At 67.8% G+C, this 12,400-nt stretch carries 7 protein-coding genes; 2 read left to right on the forward strand and 5 right to left on the reverse strand.

Annotated elements, in window-relative coordinates; all coding sequences use genetic code 11:
- Nucleotides 1-342: 342 nt before the first annotated feature.
- On the forward strand, nucleotides 343-975 hold the full coding sequence (locus G5S35_RS04320; protein ID WP_065063648.1) for a TetR/AcrR family transcriptional regulator: 633 nt from the start codon (nucleotides 343-345) through the stop codon (nucleotides 973-975).
- A 90-nt stretch (nucleotides 976-1,065) separates the two neighbouring features.
- On the opposite strand, the gene G5S35_RS04325 is transcribed toward G5S35_RS04320, so the two are convergent.
- The 3 genes from G5S35_RS04325 to G5S35_RS04335 all read right to left on the reverse strand — a co-directional run bounded on the left by G5S35_RS04325 (nucleotide 1,066) and on the right by G5S35_RS04335 (nucleotide 4,872).
- Entirely contained in the window at nucleotides 1,066-2,343 is a 1,278-nt protein-coding gene (locus G5S35_RS04325; RefSeq protein WP_110327602.1) for a polyhydroxyalkanoate depolymerase, read from the reverse strand.
- Nucleotides 2,344-2,671: 328 nt separating this feature from the next.
- Nucleotides 2,672-4,549 (reverse strand): glycoside hydrolase family 15 protein, encoded by a 1,878-nt coding sequence (locus G5S35_RS04330; RefSeq protein ID WP_183038657.1) that lies wholly within the window; start codon nucleotides 4,547-4,549, stop codon nucleotides 2,672-2,674.
- 173 nt (nucleotides 4,550-4,722) lie between these two features.
- On the reverse strand, nucleotides 4,723-4,872 hold the full coding sequence (locus G5S35_RS04335) for a DUF3096 domain-containing protein (RefSeq protein WP_074984768.1): 150 nt from the start codon (nucleotides 4,870-4,872) through the stop codon (nucleotides 4,723-4,725).
- A 414-nt stretch (nucleotides 4,873-5,286) separates the two neighbouring features.
- Here G5S35_RS04335 and G5S35_RS04340 point away from each other — a divergent pair, with 414 nt between their 5' ends.
- A complete protein-coding gene (locus G5S35_RS04340; protein WP_065063775.1) occupies nucleotides 5,287-6,459 on the forward strand; it encodes a lactonase family protein in 1,173 nt (390 codons plus the stop codon).
- Between the two features lie 121 nt (nucleotides 6,460-6,580).
- Here G5S35_RS04340 and G5S35_RS04345 read toward each other — a convergent pair whose 3' ends face one another.
- Nucleotides 6,581-11,413, reverse strand: a complete 4,833-nt coding sequence (locus G5S35_RS04345) for a DNA translocase FtsK (RefSeq protein ID WP_183038658.1) — start codon at nucleotides 11,411-11,413, stop codon at nucleotides 6,581-6,583.
- Between the two features lie 234 nt (nucleotides 11,414-11,647).
- Nucleotides 11,648-12,307, reverse strand: a complete 660-nt coding sequence (locus G5S35_RS04350) for an META domain-containing protein (protein ID WP_183038659.1) — start codon at nucleotides 12,305-12,307, stop codon at nucleotides 11,648-11,650.
- Between the last annotated feature and the right edge of the window lie 93 nt (nucleotides 12,308-12,400).

A 12,400-nucleotide genomic window follows, 5' to 3' on the forward strand; every position in this document is an offset into this window, starting at 1 on the left:
CGCGCGCGGCGCCAAAGCCCGCATTATCGCCGATTTCCCGCATTGCCATCGGCAGGGCATGTGCCATAATCAAAGCGCTTAATTCGAATCGCGAACGGCCGCGCAGGTGTCGCGCCAGCCTCGCGGGCATGCCGGATTCGGATCGGGCGCAGAGGAGTGCTTCACGACGCATCGTCAGGCGAGGGGGCCGGTGACGGCGCACGTCGACATGCAAGACCGAAAAAGAAGGGTGTCAGTCCATTAACCTGGCGCGCCCCGCAGTCACGCTGCCGCTACATGGGTTTGGAGAGGCCCGGCGGCGCGAAGCGGGAGCCCGCGCGCCTATCGAGCGATCCTGCCACCATGAATCAGCCGAAAATCAAAAGAGATCCTGAAGGCACGCGCCGCCGCATCCTGCTCGCCGCGGCGGAAGAATTCGCGAGCGGCGGCCTGTTTGGCGCCCGCGTCGACCAGATTGCGCGACGCGCGGAAACCAACGAGCGCATGCTCTACTACTACTTCGGAAGCAAGGAGCAGTTGTTCACTGCGGTGCTCGAACACGCGTTCGGCGCGCTGAACGAAGCCGAGCGCGCGCTCGACCTGGCCGGGCTCGCACCGGTCGAGGCCATCACGCGGCTCGCGCATTTCGTCTGGGATTACTACCGCGATCATCCCGAACTCTTGCGGCTCGTGAATAACGAGAACCTGCACGAGGCGCGCTACATGCAGAAGTCCACGCGCATTCACGAGATGGTGTCGCCGATCGTCGCCACGCTCGGTTCGATCCTCGCGCGCGGCGAGGCCGCCGGCCTGTTCCGTTCCGACGTCGATCCGCTGCGTCTGTACGTGACGCTCTCGGGCATGGGCTACTACATCGTCTCGAACCGCTACACCATCAACGCGACGATGGGCCGCGACTTCAGCGCGCCCGCCGAACGCGCCGAGATCATCAAGCTCAATACCGACATGCTGCTCGCGTTCCTGCTGCGCAAGTAGCCCGTTACGCGCCGCCATGAAAAAACGCCGCGCCGGTTGGAGAACCGGTGCGGCGTTTTTGTGTGCGGTATCGCGTGTGCGGAGGCGAACTCAGACGACCGCGCTTTCCTTGCTCGACTGCTTGGTCTGCTGATACTGGCGGAAGAATTCGCGCAGTTGCGGATAAATGATGGTGCGCCAGCGGCGGCCCGAGAAAATGCCGTAGTGGCCGCACTTTTCCGCGGTCAGGCGATGGCGGTGCGCTTCGGGAATGCTCGTGCACAGATCGTGAGCGGCATGCGTCTGGCCCGAGCCCGAAATGTCGTCGAGTTCGCCTTCGATCGTGAAGAGCGCCGTTTCGCGAATGTCCTGCGGCCGCACGCGCTCGCCCGCGACATCCCACGTGCCTTCGGCCAGGCGGAAGTCCTGGAACACGGTCTGGATGGTCTCGAGGTAATACTCGGCGGCCATGTCGAGCACCGCGTTGTATTCGTCGTAGAAACGGCGATGTGCTTCGGCATCCTCTTCGTCGCCGCGCAGCAGGCTCTTGTAGAAGTCCCAATGCGCGGTGGTGTGGCGGCCCGGATTCATCGCCACGAAGCCCGCATGCTGGAGGAAGCCCGGATAGACCTCGCGGCCCTCGCCCGGATAGTTGGCCGGCACCGTGTGGATGACGTTGTTCGCAAACCACTCCAGCGAGTGCTCGGTGGCCAGCGAGTTGACCGCCGTCGGGCTGCGGCGCGCGTCGATCGGACCGCCCATCATCGTCATGGTGAGCGGCGTGGCTTCGCCGCGCGAGGCCATCAGCGAAATGGCCGCGAGCACCGGCACCGTGGGCTGGCACACCGACATCACGTGCAGGTTCTTCGCGCCGATATGACGGATGAATTCCTGGATGTACGCGATGTAGTCGTCGAGATGGAACGGACCGGCGTCGAGCGGCACCATGCGCGCGTCGATCCAGTCGGTGATGTAGACCTTGTGGTCCTGCAGCAGCGTGCGCACCGTGTCGCGCAGCAGCGTGGCGTGGTGGCCCGAGAGCGGCGCACAGACCAGCACCGAGGGCTCGTCCTTGAGCGCGGCGACGGCGCCGGAGTCGTCGGCGTAGCGCTTGAAACGCAGCAGGCGGCAGAACGGCTTCTCGACGATGGTCTGCTCGACGATCGGAATGTGAAAACCGTCTTTCTCGATCTGGCGGATGTCGAATTCAGGCTTTTCGTAGTCCTTGCCGAGTCGATACAGCAGTTCGTAGCCGGCCGCGAGACGCGTGGCGCCCGGGATCAGCGAGAACGGGCTCGACGGGTTCGAAAACGACTTGGACGCCGCCTGGGCCCACGCGGTAAGCGGGCTCAGCAAGGCGCGCTGGTATTCACGAATTTGGTAGAGCATGGATGCTCCGGCATCAGGGGTGGTTCGCCCCCGCGCCGCGCCGCTGCGCGGGTGGGCGGCGGCGGGCTGGGAGAGTGGGTCGGTCAGGCAGTTTATCGGCCTGGGATGGCGCCGCTTGAGGCGCATGCGTGGCTTTCGCGCGGATCGCGCGCGCATGCGGCCCGGATTGCCCGCGCGGCGTGCCCCGCAGGGACGGGATACCGTGGACGACAGCCTGCTCGAATACGCGGTCGATCATATCGGACCCCAGAATGTTGTGCAATGCAGCATCCCAGTGTAACCCACCTCGCGCAAAGCGATCCGCGCTTTCGCCCACGCTTTCGAACAATTACGATGCGGCTGTCACCGATCTGTCCGCAAGGTCCGCCTCCATGGCCGTTTCCGGCGTGGTCGGGTGGCCCGTCTCGCTGGCCATTTCCTGCTCGTGCCGCATCAGATTCAGCCCGGTGTGCACAAGCGCCACATGCGAGAAAGCTTGTGGGAAATTTCCCACAAGACGGCCGGCGATCGGATCGTATTCCTCGGCGAGCAGGCCGACGTCGTTGGCGAGCGCGAGCAGCCTTTCGTACATCTTGCGCGCGTCGTCCATGCGGCCCTGGAGCGCGAGGTTGTCGACCATCCAGAAGCTGCACGCGAGGAAGGTGCCTTCGCCGGGCGGCAGGCCGTCGTTGAAGTCGGTGGTGCGGTAGCGCATCACGAAGCCTTCGCACATGAGGTCGCGCTCGATGGCCTTCACCGTGCCCGCGATGCGGGGGTCCTTCGCGGGCAGGAAGCCGACCAGCGGCATCAGCAGCAGGCTCGCGTCGAGGTCGGTGCCGCCGTAGATCTGCGTGAAGGAGTTCAGCTCCGTATTGAAGCTGCGCTCGCAGATGGTCGCGTGGATGGTGTCGCGCAGCTCGCGCCAGTGATCGACCGGGCCGGGCAGGTCGAACTGCTCCGCCGAGCGCACGCAGCGGTCGAACGCGACCCACGCCATGACCTTCGAGAACGTGAAGTGCTGGCGGCCGCCGCGCGTTTCCCAGATGCCTTCGTCGGGCTCGGTCCAGATCGTTTCCAGATGTTCGAGCATCGCGCACTGGATCGACCACGCGGTTTCGTCGGCTTGCAGGCCGCCCACGCGCGCGAGATGCAGCGCGTTCATCACTTCGCCGTAGACGTCGAGCTGCAACTGCCCGACCGCGTTATTGCCGACGCGCACCGGCTTCGCGCCTTCGTAGCCGGGCAGCCAGTCGAGTTCGAACTCGGGCAGGCGGCGCTCGCCCGCGATGCCGTACATGATCTGCAACTGCGAGGGCGAACCCGCCATCACGCGGCCGAGCCACGCACGCCAGGCGCGCGCTTCGTCGTAATAGCCGCCGCGCATCATGGCGAGCAGCGTGATGGTGGCGTCGCGCAGCCAGCAGTAGCGGTAGTCCCAGTTGCGCGTGCCGCCGAGCTGCTCGGGCAGCGAGGTCGTGGGCGCGGCGACGATGCCGCCCGTCGGCTCGTAGGCCAGCGCCTTGAGCGTGATGAGCGAGCGGCGAATCGGCTCGGCCCAGCGTCCTTCGACGGTGCCGCGCGCGGCCCATTCGGCCCAGTAGTTCTCGGTGCGCGCGAGCGCCGTGAACGGATCGCGCGGCGGCGGCAGACGCAGATGCGAGGCCGCGTAAGCCATCGAAAACGGCACGCGCTCGCCTTCCTTGACCTCGAATTCGGCGACCGTGTGCATGTTTTCGCCCTGCAGATCGACGGGCGTGCGCAGCACGACGGTGTCCGGGCCGACGGTGGCCTTGATGCCGCTCTCGTAGGTGAGGCGGCTCACCCACGGCACCGAAAAGCCGTAGTCGAAGCGCATCACGAGTTCGCACCGCATGGGCACCGTGCCGCGGCGTCCCACGACGATGCGCACCAGTTCGCTCCAGCCGTTGCCGGGCGGCATGAAGTCGATCAGCGTGACGGCGCCGTCGGGCGTTTCGAAATCGGTTTCGAGGATCAGCGTGTCGCCGCGATAACGGCGCGTGATCTTGATGTCGGCGCGCGAGCCGTCGGCGGCGGGTGCGGGGGCGATCAGCCAGCGGCCGTTGGCTTCGGTGCCGAGCAGCGCGGCGAAGCACGCGCCGGAGTCGAAGCGCGGCCAGCAGAGCCAGTCGATGGAACCCTCACGGGACACGAGCGCGGCCGTGTGGCCGTCGCCGATCAAGGCATAGTCTTCGATAAGTGCAGGCATGGTAAGCAGATTGACAGCGTTACGCGAAAAAACGGTCAAAACGGTCGATAAGGCGCATGCACGCACAAGAGTAGTGGGTGCAGGCCCGCTCGCGCAACGCGTTTCGACGTGCACGGCGCGCAACAAGCTGATGCGGGAACTTTCGGATAAGGCGATTTCGTGTCGGCCGGGCGTCAGAAATGCCCGTTCGTGCCGAACAATCCGATGATCCCGATGATGATGAGGTAGAGCGCAACGATGTAGTTGAGCAGACGCGGCACGACGAGAATCAGAATGCCGGCGATGAGCGCGACGAGCGGGCCGATGGCGACATGGATGTTCATATTCACTCCTTTGAGCGGGGCGCGGGGGGACTCAAATCGGACGCGCATGCAGCGCGATCCGGGTGATACCGATGTCGAGGCTCGCGCATCCGGCGTCTAATGAACGTCTGGCCATCAGGCGCGCGCATCCTCACTTATACTGGTCTAACCCTCATAACAATCGTGCTCGCGCAACGCTTTCCGGGTTCCGCCCGCCACGCGCCGCGCGCTGCCGATCAGCTCCATCCAGGTTCGACAAGAAGAAAGGAGGTCGACATGTTTCAAGGCCACGCAGCCGCAATCGGCGTGCCCGTCTCGCGCATGCCTGCGCGTACGCACGCACAATCGAACGCGCAATCGCCAGCAGATTCGCACGCACAATCGCGCACCGCGCCGCGCGGGCTCATTCGTCAGATCATCAAAGGTATCGCCATCATGGCCAGCGTTGCCGCCGCCACAACCGCATTCGCACAAGGCAGCACGGGTGCGGCGCCCGCCGAGGCTTCGGCGAATGGCGTCTACAACCTGATCGTCGGCACCTACACCGGCGGCAAGAGCGAAGGCCTCTACGTCTATCGTTTCGACTCGAAGACCGGCGACGCGCAGCAGGTGAGCGTCGCGAAGACGGTGAACCCGTCGTATCTCGTGGTCAGCAAGGACAAGCGCCACGTCTACGCCGTCAACGAACTGCCCGGCGACAACGGCCCGGCCAGCGTGCGCGGCGACGTCAGCGCGTTCGGCTTCGACGCCGCGAGCGGCCAGCTCACGTTCCTCGACAAGGTGTCGGCGCAAGGCAACGATCCGTGCTATCTGAGCCTGTCGCCGGACGGCAAGTATCTGTTCGTCGCCAACTACTCGGTGGCGGCCGACCCGGGCGGCAGCTTCGCGGTGCTGCCGATCGAGCAGGACGGCAAGCTCGGCCAGTCGGTGCTGACCGTGCATCACGAAGGCGGCGGTCCGGTGAAGGGCCGCCAGGACAACGCGCACGTGCACTCGACAGTGTTCTCGCCCGACGGCCGCTATCTCTTCACGCAGGATCTCGGCACCGACAAGCTCTGGACCTACCGCTACACGCCGGACGGTTCGCGCGGTCTCGTGAGCCCGGCCGAATGGCGCTACACCGACGTGAAGGCCGGCACCGGCCCGCGTCACCTCGTGTTCGGCAACGACGGCCGCCATGCGTATCTGACGAGCGAACTCGCGGGCACCGTGAGCGTGTTCAACTACGACGACGGCCATCTGAAGCTCGAACAGGTCGAGAAACTCGCCGAGCCGGGCTTCAAGGGCGCGGTGGGCGCAGCGGCGCTGCATCTGTCGCCGGACGGCAAGTTCCTTTACGTGTCGAATCGCGGCGATGCCAACGACATCTCGATCTTCGCCGTCGATCAGACGAGCGGCAAGCTCAAGCGCGTCGGCCGCCAGGCGAGCCTCGGCAAGTCGCCGCGCGAGTTCGCGATCGATCCGAGCGGCCAGTGGCTGATCGTCGGCAACCAGAACAGCGACACGGCTTACGTGTTCCGTCGCGATCAGGAAACGGGTCTGCTCGAAGCGAACCCGAAGAAGATCGAGATCGGTTCGCCGGTCGACTTCAAGTTCGTCGCGCAGTAAGCGCGTTTAGCGCACTGAGCGCACGCGCAAACAAAAACGCCGCGCCGGATTCGTCCGGCGCGGCGTTTTTCGTTGCTGCCCGCGTTGCGTGTTGCGCGAGCGGGCAAGCGGTGCTGGTGGCTTATTCGGCCTGACCCGGCACGAGCACTTCGCGGCTGCCGTTGATGCCCATCGGCGAGACCAGACCGGCGGCTTCCATCTGCTCGACGAGGCGCGCGGCGCGGTTGTAGCCGATGCGCAACTGCCGCTGCACCGACGAGATCGACGCGCGCCGCGTGCGCACGACGAACGAGACCGCTTCGTCGTACAGCGGATCGGCTTCCGCCTCGGGCGACTCGCCGAACAGGTCCTGCGGCGCGCCTTCGCTGGTCGGACCGTCGAGAATGCCCTCGACGTACTCCGGCTCGCCGAACTGCTTCAGATACTCGACCACCGCATGCACTTCCTCGTCGGCGACGAACGCCCCGTGCACGCGCTGCGGATAGCCGGTGCCCGGCGGCAGGAACAGCATGTCGCCCTGACCGAGCAGCGACTCGGCGCCCATCTGGTCGAGAATCGTGCGCGAGTCGATCTTCGACGACACCTGGAACGCCACACGCGTCGGAATGTTCGCCTTGATGAGACCCGTGATGACGTCCACCGAAGGCCGCTGCGTCGCGAGAATCAGGTGGATGCCCGCCGCGCGCGCCTTCTGCGCGAGACGCGCGATCAGCTCTTCGATCTTCTTGCCCGCGACCATCATGAGGTCGGCGAGTTCGTCGATCACCACGACGATCATCGGCAGCGGCGAGAGCGGCTCGGGCGCCTCGGGCGTGAGCGAGAACGGATTGCCGATCTTCTTCTCGTTCGCCTCGGCGTCGCGGATCTTCTGGTTGAAGCCCGCGAGATTGCGCACGCCCACGGCCGACATCAGCCGGTAGCGCTTCTCCATCTCGCCGACGCACCAGTTCAGCGCGTTGGCCGCGAGCTTCATGTCGGTCACGACCGGCGCGAGCAGATGCGGGATGCCTTCGTAGACGGAAAGCTCCAGCATCTTCGGGTCGATCATGATGAGCCGCACGTCCTCGGGCGTCGCCTTGTAGAGCAGCGAGAGGATCATCGCGTTGATGGCGACCGACTTGCCCGAACCCGTCGTGCCCGCGACGAGCATGTGCGGCGCCTTGGCGAGATCGGTGACGACCGGCAGCCCGACGATGTCCTTGCCCATCGCGATCGTGAGCTTCGACTGCGAGCGCTGATAAGGCGTCGATTCGAGGATCTCCGAAAGGCGGATCATCTGGCGTTTTGCATTGGGCAGTTCGAGGCCCATGCAGGTCTTGCCGGGAATCGTCTCGACCACGCGGATCGACGTGAGGCCGAGGCCGCGCGACAGATCCTTCATCAGCCCGACGATCTGGCTGCCGCGCACGCCGAGCGCGGGCTCGACTTCGAAGCGCGTGATGACCGGGCCCGCCGAGGCGCCGACCACCGTCACGGGCACCTTGAATTCCTGCAGGCGCTGCTCGATGAGCTGGCTGGTTTCGGCGAGCTTTTCCTCGGAGACGTATTCGATTTCGGTCGACGAGCGTTCGAGCAGCTCGAAGCCCGGCAACTCGACCGACGAGGCGGACAGCGGCTGGAACTCGAACGCCGTCGGCGCATGACCGCGCACGGGCTGGCGCGCGGCGGGTTCGGCGGCGGGCGGTGCGGCTACAGGCGCCGGTGTTGCCGGTGCTTGCGCGGGTTCCGGCGACGGCGCCGCTACGGCGGGGGACCACGGTGCGGGCGGCGCGAGATCGATCGACGGGACGAACGGCGCGGGCGGCTCCGGCGCGAACACCAGCGGCGCGGCTTCCCACGGCGGGATATCCGCGAACGGCGCGGGAATCGGCGCAGGAATCGGTGCAGGAATCGGCGCGATGTACGGCGCGTCGGCGAGCGCGGGCAGCGGCGGGATGATCGGCGCTGCCGGTGCTTCTACGTGCTGCGGCGCGCTGACTTGCGCGCTGTCCGACGGCGTAATCGTGGACGAAGTGATGGGCTCGGGCTCTGCTTCGGCCTCCGCCGCGAAAGCCGGAACGGGTGCGGGCAGCGGTTCGGTTTCCGGCAGATGCTCGGGCTGTGTTGCTGGCGTAGTCGACTGAACCAGCGCAGCGGGTGTTTCCGCGGCATCGCTCGCCGCGACGACCACAGGCGCTTCGCTTACGTGCGATGCCGGTTCGGTTTCAGCGCTGACGACGTGCGTCTCGGCGGTTTCAGCGTCCGTGTTTGCTTCTTCGTCAGCCGGTTCCACGAAACGCGCCAGCGCCGCCGCGAACGATTGCGCGAACGCGTCGGCGGGTGCCAGCGAGTGGGTTGCGTGCGCAACGGCCTGTTCCGCTTGCTGCGCGACGGGTTCTTCTGCGGCGATGGCGTGTGCCGCCGCGTGAACGGGGTCGTCCGCGGGCCATGCTTCGGCGGCCGGTTCGACCTCAGGCGTCTGCGCGGCTTCCGGCGCGAGACGCGGGAAGTGCATGACGCTATCGGTTTCGTGGCTGACCGCTTCGCTCGCGGCTTCGTGTGCGGTTTCGGGCTGCGCTTCGGCTTCCGGCTCGTCGTCGTCGAGCAGGACCCAGGGCATGCCGTTGTCGAACGTCGGCCAGACCGTTGAAGTTGTCGTGGACGCGGGCGTTTCCGTGGCGGTTGCTTCGGCCTTTGCCTGTTCCGCCACCGGTTCCGCGTGTTCGGCTTCGACGTACTGCGCGTGGAACGCGTCGCTGCTGACTTCGGCGTGCGCGGCGGGCGCAACGAAATTCGGCAGCGCGATCGCTTCGTCGTCGTGGCTGTCGTGGGCGTGGTCGTGCTCGTCGGCGATCAGGAACGACGGCAGTGTTTCGTCTTGCGATTCGGTCGTGCCGACGTGATCCACGTGATCCACGCGATCGGCCACTTCCTCGGCCTGCGTGGCCTCGGTGAGGGCGATCTGCGGCGCGGCGAGCGGGAAATGCGCGCGCGTTTCGTCTTCGACGGCGTGCTCAGAGTCGGATGCGAAGGCTTCCGCCGTATCGATCTCGACAGGCGCGGCAACCGGCGCGACGGTTTCTTCAACCGCTTCGACAGCGTGCGCCGGGATCGTTTCGATCGCCTCGGCGGCGGGGTAGGGCGCTGCGTGCGCGACATCGACATCGGCCGTGTCCGGCGTGTCGTCATCGGACTGAATGCGGCGCGCGAGGCTTGCGCCCGCGAGCGAGGTCCAGCGCGCGGCGTTTTCCTCGATCGAGCGCAGTGTTTCCAGCACGCTCGTCGAGAGCGGCGCTTGCGGCGCGGGCTGTGTGGCCGTGGCCGGACGCGAGTAGGCGGGCGTCACGGCGTTGGCGTCGGCGATCGGCGCGCTGACGGGAGCGCCGATGCGCGCGCCGCCCTGCGTCATGCCCTGGCTCGCGGCCAGCGGGCGCGCGGCGGCGGGCGTGGTGCGGGTCGGCCAGACGAACGGGCGCGGCGGCTTGGCCGGACGCGGCTGCGTCGCGGCGGCGGCGGCCGAGGCGCGCGCGGCCGTGCTGCCCGCGACGGGCGGCGGCGCGCTGCGGCGCACAGGCGCGGGCTGCGCGAAAGGCGAGGTGAGCGGATCGGCGACGGCTGCGCGCGCGGCGGCAGCGGCGGCGGCCGTCGCTGCCGCCGGAACGGTGGGGACGGCGTACGACGTATGGGTGGCCTGAGTGGCGGACACGGCGGCGCGGGCGGCTTGCGCGGCCTGTGCGCTGGCGGCGGCCGCCGATGCGGACGACGCCACGCCAAACGCCGTGCCTGCTTGCGCGGCGGTCTGCGCCTGCGAGGCCGGACGCGGCGCGGGCGCGCGCCACGGCGTCGGATTCGCGGATGCGCCGGTCTGCGGCGCACCCGTGGCCATGCGCGACGCCGTTTGTGCGGCGGTCGCCGACATCGCGGGCATGGCGCCGTTCATCGGGGCGGCGCCCATCGCGTTCGTGTTGATCGGCTGACGACGCGGATCGGCGGCGAATGAGGCGCTGTTCGTGCCGTTGCCGGCGCCGGCGGGCGTCGCGACAGTCGCGCCCGATGCCGCCGCTGCGCGGCGCGTGTCGCCCGGCATCGGCGGTGCAGTTTGCGCTTGCGGCGCGCGCGCGGCGTTCTGGCCGTCACGCAGCCAGCCCGTGGGTACGGTCGGTTCGGTGCGCGCCCACGCTGCGGCGGGCGACGGTTCCGGCGAGGCGAAATCCGGCTCGACGCGCCACGGATTCGCGGCGCTGGCCCGCGCGACTTCGGCCGCCGCTGCCGCCGCCGAAGCGTGCGCGGCGCGCTTGCCCGGCATCGGCGGACGCCAGATGGTCGGACGCTTGCGGCGCGTGCCGTCGAGCGGCGCGGCGTCGCCGGTGCCCGAGCCGATGTTCGGTCCCGTGCCCGCGGCGAGGCCGCCGCCAAGTCCTGCGCCCGGTCCCTGGCCGTAGGCCTGGCCCAATCCTGAGCCGAGTCCAGCGCCCATGCCCGCGCCCGTTGCGCCACCGCCGCCCAGACTCGCAGACAGGCCCGGCTGCGCGAGGTCCGCGTTCGATTCGCGGCGGCTGCGGCGCGAGCGGCGTTCGCCGCCGTCGTCGTCGTCGCGCGCGGGGCGGATGTTCAGGCCGAGGCCGAGCGAGATGTCGGCCCACACGAAGAAGTCGCGCCAGCGGAAGTCGATGAGCCAGGGCAGGCTCACGAAAAACAGCGCCGTCATGACGAGCGGAGTCGCGACGTGGCCGATCAGCTTGCCGAGCCCGTCGGCGAGCGCGTGTCCGAACGCATCGAAACCCACGATGTGCATCAGCGACGCTTCGAGCACGCAACTCGAAACGAACACGCAGAAAAAGCCGAGCCAGAGCCGGATCGTGCCGGGACCGCGCAGTCCCGCGCCGCCGGGCAGCACCGACTTCACGAGACGCCAGATCAGGGGGATGAACCAGACGGCCGACAAGCCGAACCAGCCAGGAACTACCGTGTGCATGCCAGAGATCAGTGATTAAAAAAGGTGCAACGTGACGAGTGTTCGAGTGTAACCGCAAGGACCCCGCGCGCCGCAACGCGCGTTGTCGCCGCGCCGCAGTGTGCTTTGCACTGCGCTGTTTAGTACGCCTGGCGGCGCGCACGAGTGCGCGCGCTGGCGGCGGCCTGTGCCGCAAAAAAGAGCCGCGCCGGACGAGGGCGCGGCTGCAAGTCGGTGCGGATCGTCAGCGGAACGTCACTCGCCTTGCTTCGCGGGCTGCGCACCCGAGGCCGGCGGGGCCGCCGCGGCGACCGTGCTCGCGAAAGTCAGGCGGTCGCCGTTTTCCAGGACGAGCAGGAGCGCCTGCGGATCGCGCATCTGCACGCCGCTGCGCGCGATGTGCGAGAGCGCGTCGAGATAGGCGCTTTCGATCTCGCCGCCCGCGCCGATGCACGCCATGCGCGTGCCGGCGAGCTGGCCGAACGAGAGCAGGCCGTTCTTGAGCACGTAAGCGCCGGTGTAGCGGTTGCAACCCGAGAAACCGCTCGCGCGGCGCTGGCCGGTGGCGGTCGACAGATCGAGCGTGACCGGACGCGCGCCGGGCGCGGCCGCGGCGGCGCCCGACGCGGCGGCGCCTGGCAGCGAGCGCAGCGAACCGTCGGCGTTCTTCCACTCGACGAGCTGCCAGTGCGAATTGTCGAGCAACTGCGTGGCGGCCGGATTGAACGGATCGGGCGGCGGCGCGGACGTGTCCTGATGCACCGGCAGCTTGCAGGCGGCCAGCAGCAGCGCGGCGGCCGTGGCGGCCGCGAGCGGCGCCGTGCGTGAAACGAGCGACATGAGCGAAGCGCGCGAGGCGCGAGTCTGGCGCGCCGTGGAGCGTCCGGCAAGGCGGTGGCTCGATCGTTTGAGCATCGCGAAATTCCTGGTAAGCGGCGAGAAGGCGTAAGCGTAACGCACCCGCCCCGCACAAGCGAGTGCAAACGGCTCGGCGGCGCGCTATCTAAC

It is taken from the genome of Paraburkholderia tropica (assembly GCF_014171495.1).
Classification (GTDB): domain Bacteria; phylum Pseudomonadota; class Gammaproteobacteria; order Burkholderiales; family Burkholderiaceae; genus Paraburkholderia; species Paraburkholderia tropica.